The sequence below is a fragment of the Janthinobacterium sp. GW823-FHT01H08 genome, from assembly GCF_058797855.1.
In genome coordinates this window covers 3,926,508-3,943,323 of record NZ_CM179504.1, presented here as the reverse complement: position 1 = coordinate 3,943,323, position 16,816 = coordinate 3,926,508, and the positions used below count along the sequence as shown (strand labels likewise).

Below are 16,816 nucleotides of genomic sequence, written 5' to 3'. Positions count from 1 at the left end.
TGGTCTCATCGGCTAGATGCCGAACACTTTCAAGATCGCGTCAGTAAAACCCTCGAACCAGCTGCCCGCCTTGCCCGGCTGCTTGCCGTGGCGCGGGGTTTCTTCGTACAGGTAGACGCCGTTGCCGCCGTCGAAGCGGTCGTTGAGCAGCGCCTGCTGGCCGCGCAGGTAGGGCAGGAAGGTTTCGCTGCGCATCGTCGAGTACAGCACGTCGGTGGTAAAGCCCAGGGTGGCGGACTGGCTGATGGAGCGGCCCTGGCCGGCCCGCTCCAGGCGCACGCCGCGGCAGCCGCGCACGATCAGGGTGACGGGGCCGCGAAAGACGATGAAGCGCAGCTGCAGGGTGAGCCAGGCGTGCAGGCTGCCCAGGCGCCAGTGGCTCGATATCGCCAGCGGCTGGCCAGCGTCGCAGACCAGGCCCACGAGGCCCCGTGGCTGGAATACGAGGGCGCTGCCGGCCGGCAGGTGGACGACGGCCACTTCCAGCAGCGGGTCGTCGCTGGCGGAAATCGTCACGGATGCGGTCACGTCGCTTTCCAGCCGCGTCAATGCCGCCATGCCGGCGGCCAGGCTGGTGAACGGGAAGCGCCAGTCCAGCAGCCACTGCGTGCGTTTATGCGTGCCGACGGGCGACGATTGCAGGTATTCGGGATGGATCAGCATGCGCTGGCCGGGCTGCAGCAGCAAGCCCTGCGACACGGCGGAAATGCGCGACTGGCCATCGGGCGGCAGGGGGAGCGCAGTGGCCGTCACGCCCAGCGCGTGCGCGATGGACAAGGGCTTCAGGCGCGAAGCGACGGGTGCCAGCACGAAGTAAAAGAAGGCCTTGATGGCGGCGGGCAGCAGCATGGCCGACAGCACCAGCAGGGCGGCCGTGGGCGCCACGTCCAGCACGGGAGCGCGCCAGCGGGCGATCCAGTTGCGCGCCAATTGGGTCTCTCCGGCCGCAATCGCCGCCCGCACGGGCGCCAGCGCGCCGCTCAAGGCTTGCTCGTCGATGGCGAATGGGGCGGGGCGGGCAGCATCGCTGGTGCGCGCGCGCTGCGCCAGCCAGGCCTGATACGCTTGCAGGTTGACCTCGCGCAAGCGCTGGCCCTCCGCTTCGAGCAGCGACAGCTGCGCGTAGGCGTCGCTGCCGGGCAGGCGCGCCGCCAGCGGGTGCAGCGCTTCCAGTTCCCGGCGCTGGCGCAGATTATTTTGCAGTGCGGCATACGCGCGCACATGTTCCGCATGCATGCGCACCAGCGTCTGGCGTGCATCTTCGCCGCCGATCGCCGCCTGCAGGGCGTTCAAGTAACGGGATTCCTGCGCCAGCACTTCGATTTCCACGCGGCGCATGGCTTCGTCCTGCGCATGCAAGGCCAGGGTGCTCGGGTCGGGCAGGGGAAGGGTGAACAGCGACGGCTGCCGCTGCGCGCGCAAGGCTGCCAATTGCGCCTGCACTTGCTTCTGGCGGGCGGCGATGGCCGTTTGTGAGGTCTTTTGCAGGGCGTTGACGCGCAGCGTGGCCGCCTCGGCCAGGCTGGCGCCATGGCTGCCGGCGCTGCCGGAAGCCTGGCGCAGGGCGGCGACAGCCTCGCTGCCGGCGCTGTAGCTGCGCCATTCGGCCAGCAGCGTGCGGCCGGCCAGCAGGATGACGATGAACAGCGCGAACTGCAGCGCGTGGCGCAGCAGGAAGCGCAGGATGGCCGTCAGCAGCTGGCGCAAGGAGTAATCGCCTTAGCCGGCCGCGCTATCGGCGTCGGCACAGCATTTCTTGTATTTTTTACCGCTGCCGCAGTGGCACGGGTCGTTGCGGCCCGTTTTCGGCAGTTCGCGCAGCACGGTGGCGCCGGGCTGGCTTTGCACCTGGCTTTTCAGGTGGCGCTGGCGCGCCCAGGCGGCGTTGATGGCGATCACGGCGGGAATCACGCCATCCATGGCCGTTTCGGCCGCATCGTCATCGAGTTCGCTGGCCGTGGCCAGGTGCTGGAAGGGCGCCAGGTATTCCGGGTGGCTGACGGCCAGGGCCGCCCACTGGGGTTTGTCCAGCCTGGTGCCCAGCATAAAACCGGCGCACCAGGCGGGCACGCTCCATTCGGGGCCGCAGACGTAGATGGGTTCGAAACTGTCCGGATCCTTCGCCAGCCATTCGACCATGTAGGCGTGGTGGCGGCGGGCCAGGCTGGCCGCCCGTTCGCTGGCAGCATCCGCTGCGGGCGCGGCGCTGCCGGCCGCCTTGTCCCATACCCATGGCAACCACTGTTCCGGCGCGATCTGCTTCGGGTTCAGGGCGACGGCTGTGAGAAATCCTTCGAGCATCGACACGTCCATGGCGCGGCCTTCCAGCGCGGGCGCGGCCAGCAGGGTGTCGAGTTCGGCGTATTCGTCGTCGGAGAGGGGCGAGGTGGTGGAGATGCTGGACATAATATTCTTTGGTGATGTGGGGGGAGTGGCCGGTGGCCCTGGCGGTATTGTACCGCCCGCCAAGGCAAGAACCGGCGCCGGAATGAAAAACGGCGGCCCGCAGGCCGCCGTTTTCAGCTAAGGCAGAACGCTTACTTCACGCCGTGCATCAGTTTGTTGATCAGCGGTGCGATCAGGAACAGCACGACGCCGGCACCCAGCAGGGACCAGAAGCCGAAGGTGTAGCCGGACAGGGCCGACTGCACCGACATGCCGCTCGTGCCGCTGACGTGGCTGGCGAAGATGCCCGACAGGTTGTTGCCGATACCGGTCGACAGGAACCAGCCGCCCATGCCCAGGCCCACCAGGCGCACTGGCGCCAGCTTGGTCACCATCGACAGGCCGATAGGCGACAGGCACAGCTCGCCGATCGATTGCAGCACGTAGACGGTGGTCAGGGTCCAGAACGGGATCTTGTTATCGGCGCCAACCAGGCTCGACAGAGCGAAGATCAGCAGGCCGAAGGCCAGCGCATTGCCCAGCAAGCCCAGGCCGAATTTGCGCGGGATCGAAGGGTTGACGTTGTGGCGCGCCAGGAAGACCCAGACGGCGGCGATGATCGGCGCGAAGACGATGATGGCGACCGAATTGACGGTCTGGAAGTAGGCGGTCGGGAAGATCCAGAAGCCCAGGTCGCGGTTGACGATCTTGTCAGCCAGGAAAGTAAACGAGCTGCCAGCCTGTTCGAAGAACATCCAGAACAGGATGTTGAAGACGAAGATCAGCAGCATGGCGATGACGCGGTCGCGCGCCACTTTGCCGTTGCGGATGCCTTCGATCATCAGCATGACGGCCAGACCGACGAACAGCACGGTCAGGACGATTTGCAGCTTTTCAGCGCCGACGGTCAGCAGGAAATACATCAGCGGGATCACGCACAGGGAGCCGACGGCCACCCAGACGACGCGCATCGGGTTGCCGGAACCAGCTTCCGGAGCGCCGATGCCCTTCAGGGCACGGCGGCCGATGAAGAACCATACCAGGCTGATCAGCATGCCGAAACCGGAGGCCATGAAGACCATCTTGTACGACGGCATGGCGCTGGTGCCGAAGATCGACTCGGCCAGCCATTGCGTGAAGACAGGCGCGACCATGGCGCCCATGTTGATGCCCATGTAGAAGATCGTGAAACCACTGTCGCGGCGCGGATCGGCGGTCGTGTACAGCTTGCCGACCATGGTCGAGATGTTCGGCTTGAACATGCCGTTACCGACGATCATCGTGGCCAGGCCCAGGTTGAAGATGTCCTGGTTCGGCACGGAGATGCAGAACAGGCCGGCAGCCATGAAGATGGCGCCCAGCAGGATGGAGCGCTGGTAACCGATGACGCGGTCGGCGATGTAGCCGCCGAACAGGGCGCCGGCGTACACCAGCGCGAGGAAGGAACCGTAGGTCAGGTTGGCCGCTGCCTGTCCCGAACCGTCGCCGCCGTGGAACTGGGCCACGATGTACAGTACCAGCGCCCAGCGAACTCCGTAGAACGCGAAGCGTTCCCAGAATTCAGTCATGAACAACATCCACAATGGGCTTGGATGGCCCATAATCTGCTTGAACTCGGGAATAACGGCTTCCTTGTTGGGCGTAGTCGCACCGCTCATGCGGTTCCTCCTGAAAAATTATTATAGTCAATCGATACAACGAACTTATGGAAGCCTGCGGGCGGCGGGGACTCTCATGAAGAACCGTACGCACGGGAATTCCAATAGGCTGGCATTCTAATCTACAAATTGCGCGGAGCGAAGGTTTCGATTCGCATTAGCAAGAATGACTGTTTCATATTAGTCAAACCGGTTTGCAGGCAAGGATGGCCCGGGCGATTTTGCGGCGGCACAGCACAACTTGCCTGACTTGTCGTATATTAAGGCTGCAAGACCTTCGAGCATCGATTTTTAAAGGATTTTTCGCATTATGGAACACGACGTTATCGATACTCTGGTTTCACCGGAAGGCCGCCTGGACGTGCTCTCCAAGACTGAAGTCAACAAACTGCTCGACACCAGCCAGGGCGGCCTGTACAACACTTTCCGCCGCTGCGCGCTGGCGGTCTTGAATTGCGGCAGCACCATCGACGATGGCCGCGCCCTGCTGGAGCGCTACCAGTCGTTTGAAATCTCCATCATCCAGCGCGAGCGCGGCATCAAGCTCGACATCAAGGGCGCGCCAGCCATCGCCTTCGTCGACGGCAAGATGATCAAGGGCATCCACGAGCACCTGTTCGCCGTGCTGCGCGACATCATCTTCGTCAGCGACGAAGTGACGGGCAACCCGAAATTCGACTTGCAGAGCACGGAAGGCGTGACGGACGCCGTCTTCCACATCCTGCGCAACGCCAACGTGCTGCAAACCCAGCTCAACCCGAACCTGGTCGTCTGCTGGGGCGGCCACTCGATCAACCGCGCCGAATACAATTATTCGAAGGAAGTGGGCTATCAGCTGGGCTTGCGCGGCCTCGACATCTGCACGGGCTGCGGCCCGGGCGCCATGAAGGGCCCCATGAAGGGCGCCACCATCGGCCATGCCAAGCAGCGTTTGCACAATGGCCGCTATCTCGGCATCACCGAGCCGGGCATCATCGCGGCCGAGTCGCCGAACCCCATCGTCAATGACCTCGTCATCATGCCGGACATCGAAAAGCGCCTGGAAGCGTTCGTGCGCGCCGGTCACGGCATCGTCGTCTTCCCCGGCGGCGCGGGCACGGCCGAAGAGATTCTGTATATCCTCGGCATCCTGCTGCACCCGGACAACGCGGAGATTCCGTTCCCGCTGATCTTCACGGGCCCGGAAACGTCGCGCGAGTACTTCGTGCAGATCAACCAGTTCATCCACGACACCCTGGGACCGGAAGCGCAGCAGCGCTACAAGATCATCATCGACGACCCGGAACTGGTGGCGCGCGAAATGCTCGAAGGCATACGCCAGGTGCGCGAATTCCGTAAGGCGCACAGCGACGCGTATTACTTCAATTGGCTGTTGAAGATCGACCACGAGTTCCAGAAGCCGTTCCAGCCCACGCATGAAAACATGCGCAACCTGAGCCTGCACAAGAACCAGCCCACGCACTTGCTGGCGGCCCAGCTGCGCCGTGCGTTTTCGGGCGTGGTGGCGGGCAACGTCAAGGATGACGGCATCCGCTCGATCGAAAAGCACGGCAACTTCGAAATCCATGGCGACAAATCCATCGCCGGCCCCATGGATGCGCTGCTCGCCTCGTTCGTCGCGCAGCACCGCATGAAGCTGGCGGGCACGGCGTATGTACCTTGCTACACCGTGGTCCAGTAAACAGTCTTGACACCATTACGCCGCCCGCCTCCTGCGTTTGCAAGGGGCGGGCGGCGTTTTTTCATCCGCGTTCCCATCCATGCACCCATCGTGTTCCTTCGCCGCCACAAGCAATCAAATCGCTTGCGTCATCGATGCGTGGGTGCTATCTTTGGAACCGGTTCCAAAATAAAAATATGCAGATCAACAGGTAGTGGAGAGCACCCTTGGATTCAGTACGCGGCAGCAAAAAAACAGTTTCCGGCGAACCGGTCCGGCCCGTGACCATCGCCCAGGTGGCGCGCGAGGCGGGCGTGTCGAAAACGAGCGTGTCGCGCTTTCTCGGCGGCGAACTCGATGCCCTGTCCGAAAATATCCGCCAGCAGATCGCCAGCACCATCGCGCGTCTCGGCTACCAGCCGAACCAGATGGCGCGCGGTCTCAAGCGGGGACGCACGCGCCTGATCGGCATGGTCGTGGCCGACATGCTCAATCCCTACACGGTGGCCGTGCTGCAAGGCGTGGAAGCGGCTTGCCAGCAGCATGGCTATACCTTGATTCTGTGTAATACCGGCAATGACGAACAGCGCGAACGCCAGTCGCTGGCCGCGCTGCGCTCGTACAGCGTGGAAGGGCTGATCGTCAACACGCAGGGGCGCAACATTCAGTCGTCCGACTTGCAGCAGGCGGACATGCCCATCGTGCTGGTCGACCGCCGCATCGAGGGCGCCGATTTCGACCTCGTGGGCCTGGACAATGTGCAGGCGGGCCGGCTGGCCACCGCGCATCTGATCGAACAGGGTTTCGACGCCATCGCCTTCGTCGCGCCGCCATTGACGGGCGTCAGCTCGCGGCTGATGCGCGCCGACGGTTTCCAGGCCGTGATGGCCGAACATCCCGGCTGCGTGGGCGAAGTGCTGGCCGTGGACCTGGACGACCGGCCTTCCATCGACGCGCAGGTGCGTCTATGCCTGGCGCGGTGGCGCGGCCGCCGCGTGGCGCTGCTGGCCTCGAACGGCATGGTGGCGCTGGAGCTGGCGCTGATGCTGCAGCGCCTTGCCTTGCGCATGCCGCAGGACGTGGGCTTGCTGGGCTTTGATGAATTGCCATGGTCGCCGCTGGCGGGCCTGAGCACGATCGAGCAGCAGACCTATGACATCGGCTTTTCGGCGATGACGTGCATGCTGTCGCGCCTGCAGGGCGATCAATGCCCGCCGCGCGAGGTGCTGTTGCCCGGCAAGTTGATTGTGCGTAATTCCACCCAAGGTAGCGAAGTACGCAAGGGCGGCGACGCTTGAGGAAGGGAAGAGGGCGTTGCCCTTTTTTTTGAGATAGTTATGGAACCGGTTTCATAAACTGTTTTTACGCTGGAAAGGGGCGTGGATAGTCAGGCAAGGCAATGGTTGGCATGAAGTTGAAATGACACGGCAAGAGGCGATCCGAATCGTCCATTTGACAATATTCCCGGCAGTGCCTCGACGAGGCCGGTACCGGGATCACAGGAGACTGAAGCATGAAGATGACTACACTGTTGTATTCGAAGATCGTGGCCTGCGCGCTCGCAGCAACGTTTGCCCTGGGTGCGGCGGCCGATGCCGGCGCCCAGACGCTTGGCGACTTGATCAAGAAAGGCAAGCTGACCATCGGCGTGGTCAGCGGCACGCCGCCGTTCGGCAGCATCGACGCCAAGGGCGCGCCCGTCGGCTATGACGTCGACGTCGCCAACCTGATCGGCAAATACATGAACCTGCCCGTGGAAATAGTCCCGTTGACGGCGCCGTCGCGCGTGCCGTCGCTGGAGTCGGGCAAGGTCGATTTCCTCGTGGCGACCCTGGCGCCCACGCCGGAACGGGCCAAGACCTTGATGTTCACCATGCCTTACAGCGCGTTCGAACTGGCCATCGTCGCGCCGGTGGGCGGCAAATTCAAGGCCCTGGCCGAGTTGAAGGGCAAGAAAGTGGGCGTGACGCGCGGCACCACCAACGATACGGCCTTGAGCCGCCTGGCGCCGGCCGGCACCAATATCGTGCGTTTCGAGGATGATGCCACCGTCACCCAGGCCTTGCTCAGCAAGCAGGTCGACGCCGTCTCGATTCCCAGCACGATGGCGCTCGACATCATCAAGACGCGCGGCGCGGGCAAGATCGAGGTCCGCTTCACCTACTCGCTGCAGCCGAACTCGATGGCGGTGCGCCGCGGCGACTTCGAGCTGCACCAGTGGCTCAACAACTTCATCTACTACGTCAAGCTGAACGGCGAACTCGACGCCATCGCGCGCAAGTGGAGCGGCGCGCCGCTGCCAGCGCTGCCGACTTTCTGATACCGCAAGCCGCATAGGAAAGTGCCCGTCCGCACGGCGCGCCGCCATGGTGGCGCGGCCGGGGACGCGCACCCAGACAAGGAGTTGAGTATGCCGTATGAATTTCATTTCGAACTCGTCATGCAATCGCTGGACCGCCTGTTGTGGGGCGCGGCGCTGACGATACGCCTGAGCGCCATGGCGATGGTGCTGGGACTGGCGGTGGGCGTCTGTGCCGCCGTCATCCTGAAGAACGGTCCCGCCTATGCCCGCGCCGTGGTGCGCGCGTATGTCGAGATCATCCGCAGCACGCCGTTCCTGGTGCAGCTGTTCATCATTTACTTCGGCTTGCCGTCGCTGGGCCTGCAGCTCGACGCGAACGGCGCGGCGCTCGTCGCCATGACGGTCAACCTGGGCGCCTATGCGGCGGAGATCGTGCGTGCCGGCATCGGCGCCGTGCATCCGTCGCAGCTCGAGGCGGCGCAGGCGCTGGGCATGACGCGCTGGCAGGTGATGCGCCACGTGGTGCTGCTGCCGGCGCTGGAAAAAGTGTATCCGGCGCTGGCCAGCCAGTTCACCTTGATGATGCTCGCTTCAAGCGTCGTGTCGGCCATTTCCGCCGAAGAGCTGACCGCCGCCGCCCACCTGCTCGACGCGGAAACTTTCCGCAGCTTCGAGATCTACATCGTCGTGATGGTGCTGTACATCCTGCTGGCCCTGCTGTTCCGCTTCGGCTTCTGGGTGCTGGGCCAGATCGTCTTCAAACGCCGCCGCCGTCTGGGCGCGGCGCGCATGGGAGCTTGACATGATCAGTGACTTTTCCTGGGATAACCTGCAATTCCTGCTCGAGGCCACGCGCTGGACCATCGGCCTGTCGCTGATCGTCTTCATCACGGGCGGCATCGCCGGCTTCGCCGTGGCGCTGCTGCGCACGGCGCGCAGCCCGCTCCTGCGCTGCATCAGCGCCCTGTACATCCAGCTGGTCCAGGGCACGCCCGTGCTGATCGTGCTGTTCCTGACGTATTACGGCCTGGCCCTGTTCGGCTACAAGCTGTCGCCGATTATCGCGGCCGGCGCGGCGATGACGATCTTTGCCAGCGCCTACCTGGGCGAGATCTGGCGCGGCTGCATCGAAGGCGTGCAGCGGCAGCAGTGGGAAGCGTCGGCCGCGCTGGCGCTGAACCGCTACCAGCAGCTGCGCTACGTCATCCTGCCGCAGGCGCTGCGTCATTCGCTGCCGCCGACGGTGGGCTTCATGGTGCAGATCATCAAGAACACTTCGATCACCTCGATCATCGGCGTGGTGGAATTGACGCGGGCAGGGCAACTGGTCAGCAATGCGACCTTCCTGCCTTTCATCGTCTTCCCCGTCGTCGCCCTGATCTACTTCGCGCTGTGCTATCCGCTGTCGCGCTACAGCCATTCACTGGAAAGGAAATTCCATGCCCATCGTTGAAATCGACAATATCAGCAAGAGCTTCGGCGCCAATCATGTGCTCAAGGGCGTCTCGTTCGCCGTCGAGCGGGGCCAGGTGATCGCCGTGATCGGCCGCAGCGGCTCCGGCAAGAGCACCATGCTGCGCTGTATCAACGGCCTGGAAACCATCGACAGCGGCAGCATAGCCGTGGCCGGCCATACGCTGACGGCGCGCCAGGAGCACCTGCTCGAATTGCGCAAGGATGTCGGCATGGTCTTCCAGAGCTACAACCTGTTCCCCCACCTGACCGTGGAAGAAAACGTCATGCTGGCGCCGCGCATCGTCAAGAAGGTGCCCGAGGCCCAGGGCCGCGCCACGGCGCTGCGCGTGCTCAAGCAGGTGGGCCTGGACCACAAGCGCGAAGCCTATCCCGGGCAGCTGTCGGGCGGCCAGCAGCAGCGCGTGGCGATCGCCCGTTCGCTGGCGATGGAGCCGCAAGTGATGCTGTTCGACGAAGTGACGTCGGCGCTCGACCCGGAACTGACGCAGGAAGTGCTGAAGGTGATGGAAGAGCTGGCGCAGGCGGGCATGACGATGCTGCTGGTGACGCACGAGATGGAGTTCGCGCGGCGCATGGCCGACGTCACCGTCTTCATGCACCAGGGATTGGTGTGGGAAAGCGGGCCGTCGGAAGCGTTTTTCAGCAATCCGCAAACGCCTGAAGCGTGCCAGTTCGTCGGCGCGGGAGCGATCAAATGAGCCCCGTCCTGGTGGCGGCGTCGGCCTATGGCGCAAGCAGGGTAAGGCAGCTGGGGCAAAGCCATTTCATCGACGTGGTGGCCGATGCGGGCGGTGCCGGCATCGAGATCCGCCGCGAACTGTTCACCTCCGACTTGCCGGACCTGGCGCGCATGGGTGCGGCGGTGGCCGCGCGCGGCCTGTACTGCGTGTATTCCACGCCCATCGAATTGTGGGATGCGGACGGGCTGCTGCGGCACGCGCTGCTGCAGCAGATGCTGGACGAGGCGGCGCGCCTGGGGGCGCGCTACCTGAAGGTGTCGCTGGGCCATTACCCGGCCGCGCCGGACCTGCAAGCATTGAAAGCCCAGCTGGCGGCGGCGCCCGTGGCGCTGCTGGTGGAAAACGACCAGACGGCCCATGGCGGCGCGCTGGCGACGATGGCGCGCTTCCTGGAAGCGGCGCGCGACATCGGGCTGCCCGTGGGCCTGACCTTCGACATCGGCAACTGGCGCTGGGTGGGCGAGGATGCGCAGCAGGCGGCGCGCCTGCTGGCGCCGTACGTGCGCTATGTGCACTGCAAGGCCGTGCTGGAGGATGGGGGGCGGCTGTCCGCCTGCGCCGTCTCCGACGCCGATCCGGCCTGGCGCGCCGTCTTCGCGCACTTTGCGCCGGGCGTGCAGCGGGCCATCGAATTCCCGCTCGAGGCTACCGACCTGGTGGCCGAAACGGGCCGCTACATCCGGATGCTGGAGGCCGCATGACGGAACACGAAATGATGCAGGGAGCGCATGCGCTCGACGTCGTCACCTACGGCGAGGCGATGGCGATGTTCGTTGCCGAGGAAACGGGCGACCTGGCGGCCGTGGCGCACTTTACGCGCCGCCTGGCCGGCGCCGAGACGAATGTCGCCATCGGCCTGGCGCGCCTCGGTTTGAAAGTCGGCTGGCTGAGCCGCGTGGGCGATGACTCGTTCGGCCGCTTCATCCGCGCCAGCGTGCAGGCCGAAGGCGTCGATTGCAGCCGGGTCGCCGCCGTCGCCGGCCAGTCCAGCGGCTTCCTGCTCAAGGAGAAGGCCGAGAACGGCGCCGATCCCTTGGTCGAATACTTCCGCAAGGGTTCCGCCGCCAGCCGGCTGGCGCCCGAGCACTTCGACCCCGCCTATTTCCTGTCCGCGCGCCACCTGCACGCCACGGGCGTGGCCGCGGCGCTGTCCGCCACCAGCCTGGCGTTCGCGGGCCAGGCCATCGACTTCATGCGCGAGCATGGCCGGACCGTGTCGTTCGACCCGAACCTGCGGCCCTCGCTGTGGCCGTCGCAAGCCGTCATGGTGGAACAGATCAACCGCCTTGCCGCCAGGGCCGACTGGGTGCTGCCCGGCCTGGGGGAGGGGAAAATCCTCACCGGCCACGACTTGCCGCGCGACGTCGCCGGCTTTTATCTGCGGCAGGGCGCGCGCCTGGTGGTCATCAAGCTAGGCGCAGAGGGCGCCTATTACCGCACGGCCGACGGCGACAGCGGCATGGTGCCGGGCGAGCGCGTGGACAAGGTGGTCGACACGGTGGGCGCCGGCGACGGCTTCGCGGCCGGCCTGGTCAGCGCCTTGCTGGAAGGCTTGCCGCTGGCGCAGGCGGTACGGCGCGGCAACCGAGTCGGCGCCTTCGCCATCCAGGTGGCCGGCGACATGGAAGGCTTGCCGACCCGCGCCCAGCTCGATGCGCTGGGCCAATCTTGAACCGAACAGGGGAAAACTCGTGAAAAAACATGTGCTTGTGTATAAAAAGCTGGCCGAGCCGCTGCTGGCGCGCCTGCGCGCCGAATGCGAGGTGACGTATTTCGAGGCGATCGATGGGGGCAACCGCGCCGCATTCGCCGCCGCCATCCGCGGCGCGCATGGCTTGCTGGGCGCCAGCGTGCGCCTGGACCGCGAACTGCTGGACCCGGCCGTCGACCTGCGCATCATTTCCACCATTTCGGTGGGCGTCGACCAGTTCGACGTCGACTACCTGCGCGAACGGGGTATTTTGCTGGCCAATACGCCGGACGTGTTGACGGAAACGACGGCCGACACGATCTTCGCGCTGATCCTCGCCAGCGCGCGGAGGGTCGTTGAACTGGCCGAATTCGTCAAGGCGGGACGCTGGACGCGCAGCGTGGGCGAAAGCCAGTACGGCGTCAACGTGCACGGCAAGACCATCGGCATGCTGGGCATGGGCCGCATCGGCCGCGCCGTCGCCCGCCGCGCCGCGCTGGGTTTCGGCATGCAGGTGCTGTACGTGAACGGCGAAGCGGTGCCCGAGGTGGAAGCGGCGCTGGGCGCGCGGCAGGTGGCGCTCGACGAGCTGCTGGCCGGCTCCGATTTCGTCTGCGTGGTCCTGCCGCTGACGGCGCAGACGGAACGCATGATGGGGCGGCGCGAATTCGCGCTGATGCGCCCCGGCGCCATCTTCATCAATGGTTCGCGCGGGCGCATCGTCGATGAGGCGGCGCTGATCGAGGCCCTGCAGCAGGGCACCATCCACGGTGCCGGCCTGGACGTGTTCGAGCGCGAACCGCTGGCGCCGGACAATCCGCTGCCGGGCATGGCCAACGTGGTGGCGCTGCCGCATATCGGCTCGGCCACGCATGAAACGCGCTACGCCATGGCGCAGCAAGCCGTGGACAACCTGCTGGCCGGCCTGCGCGGCGAGCGTCCGCGCCACCTGGTCAGCTAAGAACAGTATCCATAAAAAGACAGACAGGGAAAGAAATGAAGAACAAGGTAGCAAGGGCAATGATCATCGGCGCGGGCGCCTGCGGCGGCCTGTGCGCGGCGCAGTCGAACGTGGCCATGTACGGCATCGCGGACCTGGGCGTGGTGTCCGAGAGCGGCGGCCCCGGAGGCAGGGTGCTCAAGCTGACGAGCGGCATCGCCAACGGCTCGCGCCTCGGTTTCAAGGGCAGCGAAGACCTGGGCGGCGGCATGACGGCGATCTTTACGATGGATGCGGGCATCCTGGCCGACACGGGCGCTTCGGCCCAGGGCGGCCTGCTGTTCGGGCGCCAGGCCTTCGTCGGCCTCGCCGGCGCGGCGGGCACCTTGCGGCTGGGCCGCCAGTACACGTTCATCGATAGCAGCCTGGGCGTGCTGGACCCGTTTTACCTGGGTTTTGCGGGCAGGATGAGCAATGTCTTCACGGCCGGCTACATCAGCCGGGTCGACAACAGCATCACCTACAGCTCGCCCGTGCGCGGGGGACTGTCCGGCGAACTGGCGTACGGCTTCGGCGAAGTGCCGGGCGATGCCTCGGCCAGGCGCTACATGGGCGCGGCGGCCACCTATGCCAGCGGGCCGCTGTACGTGCGCATGGCGCACCAGGACGCCAACACCCTGTCAAGCGCGCTGTTGACGGGCAGGGCGCGCAACACGGTGCTGGGCGCCACCTGGGACTTCGGCGTGCTCAAGGCGCATGGCGCCGTCGCCGTCAGCAAGAGTACGGCCGGTGCCGCCACCACGGTCGACAGCGCGGACCTGATGCTGGGCGCCACCGTGCCCGTGGGCTCGCACCGCATCCTGTTTTCGTACGTGCGGCGCGACGACCGGCGCGCCGCCAACGGCGACGCTACCCAGCTCGGCATCGGCTATACGTACGCGCTGTCGAAACGCAGCACCTTGTACGCGGCCTACGCGCACATCGACAACCGCAACGGCGCCGCCTATGTGGTGGGCAACGCCACCGACAACGGCACCGGCAACCAGGCCTGGAACCTGGGCCTGCGCCACACTTTTTAACGGGAGAATCGAATGAAGAAAACCGGATGGATTTTGGTCGGCGCCAGCACCGTGGCGCGCGAATGGATGGTCGACGCGATCCGTCAGCAGGGCGACGCCGAGGTGCTGGCCGTGGTCAGCCGCGATGCTGTGCGCGGCGCCGCCTTTGCGGCGCAATTCGGCATCGCCGCCAGTTATACCGACCTCGATGCGGCGCTGGCCCATCCGGGCGCGGATGCCGTGTACATCAGCACCACCAACGAATGGCACATGGCGCAGACCTTGCAGGCGGCGCGCGCGGGCAAGCACGTGCTGTGCGAAAAACCGCTGGCACTGAACCTGGACGACGCCCGCCGCATGGTCGACGGCTGCGCCGAGGCGGGCGTGGTGCTGGGGATTAACCACCACCTGCGCAACGCGGCCAGCCACGGCAAGGTGCGCGAGCTGATACGCGCGGGTGAGATCGGCCAGCCCCTGTATGGCCGCGTACTGCACGCGAACAACCTGCCGCAGCACTTGCGCGGCTGGCGCCTGGATGCGCCGGAATCGGGCGGCGTCACGCTCGACATGTTCGTGCACGATGTCGACACCCTGCGCTTCCTGCTGGATTCGGAACCGCGCCACGTCACCGCCTGCGCCACCAGCGGCGGCATGACGGTGGCGGGGCTGGAAGAGGGCCTGATGGCCGTCATCGAGTTCGACAACGGGACTTTGGTACAGGTGCACGACGCGTTCAACGCGCCGTATTCGCTGTCCGGCGTGGAAATCATCGGCAGCAAGGGCACCATCTTCGCCACCGGCGTGATGACGCAGCGCCCCGTCGGCAGCATCAGCCTGACGCGCGACGGCGGCAGCGTCGACATCCCCGTCGAGCACGAGAACCTGTACGTGCGCTCGGTGCGTGCATTCCAGCGCGCCATGCGCGGCGAAGGGCAGCCGGCCGCCACGGGCGACGACGGCATGCGCGCGCTGGCGACGGCGCTGGCGGCGCAGCAGGCCAGCCGCAGCCACCAGCGCGTGACTCTGGCCGGCTGACGGCAGGCCGCATAAGTAAAAAAGCCGCCTGATTAAAAAAATCAGGCGGCTTTTTTTGCCTTGAAGCATCGAACGCCTGAAAAAATCGTAGCGAGCGGATGGGAGTTGCGGCTAAGAAGCGCAACTGTGCTGGACACGGGGCCGCCGAGGCAGTGAGCATCGCAGGCCGCAAATCGCGACGCGCAGTAGATTTTTCAGGTGTTCATCACTCTTCGCGGCGCAAGTGAGGGAACAGCAGGACGTCGCGGATGTTCGGAGAATCCGTGATGATCATCATCAGGCGGTCGATGCCGATGCCGCAGCCGCCGGCTGGCGGCATGCCGTATTCCAGCGCGCGGATGTAGTCGGCGTCGTAGAACATCGCCTCTTCATCGCCGGCGTCCTTGGCGGCCACTTGCGCCAGGAAGCGGGCCGACTGGTCTTCCGCGTCGTTCAACTCGGAGAAGCCGTTGGCGATCTCGCGGCCCACCATGAACAGCTCGAAGCGTTCGGTAATGCCGGCCACCGTGTCGGAAGCGCGCGCCAGTGGCGACACTTCAACAGGGTAGTCGATGATGTAGGTCGGTTCCCACAGCTGCGCTTCAGCCGTCTCTTCGAACAGCGCCAGTTGCAGCGCGCCCAGGCCGGCCGTGGCGAACGGCTTGACGCCGAATTTCTTCAGCTCTTCCTTGATGAATTCCGCATCGTTCAACTGCTCCGGCGTGTAGCCCGGCGCGTACTTGTTGATCGCTTCGACGATGGTCAGGCGGTGGAACGGTTTTGCCAAATCGAGTTCGCGGCCGCCGTAGGTCAGGGTGGCGGTGCCGTGCGCATCAATGGCGGCCTGGCGGATGACGGCTTCCGTGAAATCCATCAGCCATTTGTAGTCGGTGTAGGCCGCGTAGAATTCCATCATCGTGAATTCCGGGTTGTGACGGATCGACACGCCTTCGTTGCGGAAGTTACGGTTGATCTCGAACACGCGGTCGAAGCCGCCCACGACCAGGCGCTTCAGGTACAGCTCGGGCGCGATGCGCAGGAACATTTGCATGTCGAGCGCATTGTGGTGCGTGATGAACGGCTTGGCCGCCGCGCCGCCGGGGATCGTGTGCAGCATCGGCGTTTCCACTTCCATGAACTCGTTCTTTTCCATGAAGCGGCGGATCGACGAGATGGCGGCGGTACGGGCCTTGAAGGTGCGGCGCGTCTCTTCGTTCATGATCAGGTCGACGTAGCGCTGGCGGTACTTCGTTTCCTGGTCGGCCAGGCCGTGGAATTTGTCCGGCAGCGGGCGCAGCGACTTGGTGATCAGGCGCAGTTCGGTGACCTTGATGGTCAGTTCGTCCGTCTTGGTCTTGAACAGGGTGCCCGTCACGCCCAGGATATCGCCCAGGTCATAGTGGTGCAGGGCGGCCATGGCCGCTTCGCCGGTGAGATCAAGCGTGGCGTAGATCTGGATGCGGCCGTCGGCCTTCGGGCCGGAGGCGTCCTGCAGGGTGGCGAAGGCGGCTTTCTTGCCCGCTTCGCGCTTGAGCATCATGCGGCCGGCCAGCACCACGGTGACAGGTTCGGCTTCCAGTTCTTCGCGCGTCTTGCCGCCGTATTGCGCGTGCAGATCGGCCGCCTTGTGTTCGGGGCGGAAATCGTTCGGGAAGGCGACGCCTTGTTCGCGCAGTGCGGCCAGCTTGACGCGGCGCTCGGCGATGATCTTGTTTTCATCGGGGGCGGCGGCTTGTTCTTGGATATCCGTAGTCATGGTGTTCTTCGTTGGTGATGATTGATGATGTGGTGCCAGCGCTGGCGCCACGCTGGCAAACAGTGCGTCGACGTCGAGTGCGGAGAAATCCGGCACGATGGCAATGATGTTGTCGAATGCGGCAAACGCCTCGGCCG

General features: G+C 65.0%; 15 protein-coding genes. 11 read left to right on the top strand and 4 right to left on the bottom strand.

The window, feature by feature from the left end:
* Positions 1-12 precede the first annotated feature (12 nt).
* The 3 genes from AC3RCG_RS17625 to AC3RCG_RS17615 all read right to left on the bottom strand — a co-directional run bounded on the left by AC3RCG_RS17625 (position 13) and on the right by AC3RCG_RS17615 (position 3,986).
* Positions 13-1,707: a hypothetical protein gene (locus AC3RCG_RS17625; RefSeq protein WP_492402856.1), complete on the bottom strand. Its 1,695-nt coding sequence runs from the start codon at positions 1,705-1,707 to the stop codon at positions 13-15.
* A 12-nt stretch (positions 1,708-1,719) separates the two neighbouring features.
* Complete coding sequence (locus AC3RCG_RS17620) at positions 1,720-2,406, bottom strand: UPF0149 family protein (RefSeq protein ID WP_492402858.1); 687 nt, start codon at positions 2,404-2,406, stop codon at positions 1,720-1,722.
* A 131-nt stretch (positions 2,407-2,537) separates the two neighbouring features.
* Positions 2,538-3,986, bottom strand: coding sequence for a peptide MFS transporter (locus AC3RCG_RS17615; protein WP_492490453.1), 1,449 nt, complete (start codon positions 3,984-3,986; stop codon positions 2,538-2,540).
* Between the two features lie 367 nt (positions 3,987-4,353).
* Between AC3RCG_RS17615 and ppnN the strand changes: the two genes are divergently transcribed.
* The 11 genes from ppnN (at position 4,354) to AC3RCG_RS17560 (ending at position 14,944) form a co-directional block, all read left to right on the top strand.
* Entirely contained in the window at positions 4,354-5,724 is a 1,371-nt protein-coding gene (gene ppnN, locus AC3RCG_RS17610; protein WP_070219944.1) for a nucleotide 5'-monophosphate nucleosidase PpnN, read from the top strand.
* 206 nt (positions 5,725-5,930) lie between these two features.
* Positions 5,931-7,001 (top strand): LacI family DNA-binding transcriptional regulator, encoded by a 1,071-nt coding sequence (locus AC3RCG_RS17605; RefSeq protein ID WP_492402861.1) that lies wholly within the window; start codon positions 5,931-5,933, stop codon positions 6,999-7,001.
* Positions 7,002-7,216: 215 nt separating this feature from the next.
* Positions 7,217-8,023 carry a transporter substrate-binding domain-containing protein gene (locus tag AC3RCG_RS17600; RefSeq protein WP_070219948.1) on the top strand — a complete coding sequence of 269 codons (807 nt, stop codon included), beginning with the start codon at positions 7,217-7,219 and terminating at the stop codon, positions 8,021-8,023.
* Positions 8,024-8,113: 90 nt separating this feature from the next.
* On the top strand, positions 8,114-8,806 hold the full coding sequence (locus AC3RCG_RS17595; protein WP_070291565.1) for an amino acid ABC transporter permease: 693 nt from the start codon (positions 8,114-8,116) through the stop codon (positions 8,804-8,806).
* A 1-nt stretch (position 8,807) separates the two neighbouring features.
* Positions 8,808-9,458 carry an amino acid ABC transporter permease gene (locus AC3RCG_RS17590; RefSeq protein WP_492402864.1) on the top strand — a complete coding sequence of 217 codons (651 nt, stop codon included), beginning with the start codon at positions 8,808-8,810 and terminating at the stop codon, positions 9,456-9,458.
* Positions 9,445-10,179: an amino acid ABC transporter ATP-binding protein gene (locus tag AC3RCG_RS17585; protein ID WP_492402866.1), complete on the top strand. Its 735-nt coding sequence runs from the start codon at positions 9,445-9,447 to the stop codon at positions 10,177-10,179. The genes AC3RCG_RS17590 and AC3RCG_RS17585 overlap by 14 nt, the downstream gene beginning before the upstream one ends.
* Positions 10,176-10,922 (top strand): sugar phosphate isomerase/epimerase family protein, encoded by a 747-nt coding sequence (locus tag AC3RCG_RS17580; RefSeq protein WP_492402867.1) that lies wholly within the window; start codon positions 10,176-10,178, stop codon positions 10,920-10,922. The genes AC3RCG_RS17585 and AC3RCG_RS17580 overlap by 4 nt, the downstream gene beginning before the upstream one ends.
* An 11-nt stretch (positions 10,923-10,933) precedes the next feature.
* On the top strand, positions 10,934-11,893 hold the full coding sequence (locus tag AC3RCG_RS17575; protein ID WP_492402993.1) for a sugar kinase: 960 nt from the start codon (positions 10,934-10,936) through the stop codon (positions 11,891-11,893).
* Positions 11,894-11,912: 19 nt separating this feature from the next.
* Positions 11,913-12,872 carry a 2-hydroxyacid dehydrogenase gene (locus tag AC3RCG_RS17570; protein ID WP_070291569.1) on the top strand — a complete coding sequence of 320 codons (960 nt, stop codon included), beginning with the start codon at positions 11,913-11,915 and terminating at the stop codon, positions 12,870-12,872.
* A gap of 35 nt (positions 12,873-12,907) precedes the next feature.
* On the top strand, positions 12,908-13,930 hold the full coding sequence (locus AC3RCG_RS17565) for a porin (RefSeq protein ID WP_492402869.1): 1,023 nt from the start codon (positions 12,908-12,910) through the stop codon (positions 13,928-13,930).
* Between the two features lie 12 nt (positions 13,931-13,942).
* The gene (locus AC3RCG_RS17560; protein WP_492402871.1) at positions 13,943-14,944 is read left to right on the top strand and encodes a Gfo/Idh/MocA family protein; all 1,002 of its coding nucleotides are present in this window, start codon (positions 13,943-13,945) and stop codon (positions 14,942-14,944) included.
* A gap of 205 nt (positions 14,945-15,149) precedes the next feature.
* On the opposite strand, the gene lysS is transcribed toward AC3RCG_RS17560, so the two are convergent.
* Positions 15,150-16,679, bottom strand: a complete 1,530-nt coding sequence (gene lysS, locus AC3RCG_RS17555) for a lysine--tRNA ligase (RefSeq protein WP_070219960.1) — start codon at positions 16,677-16,679, stop codon at positions 15,150-15,152.
* Between the last annotated feature and the right edge of the window lie 137 nt (positions 16,680-16,816).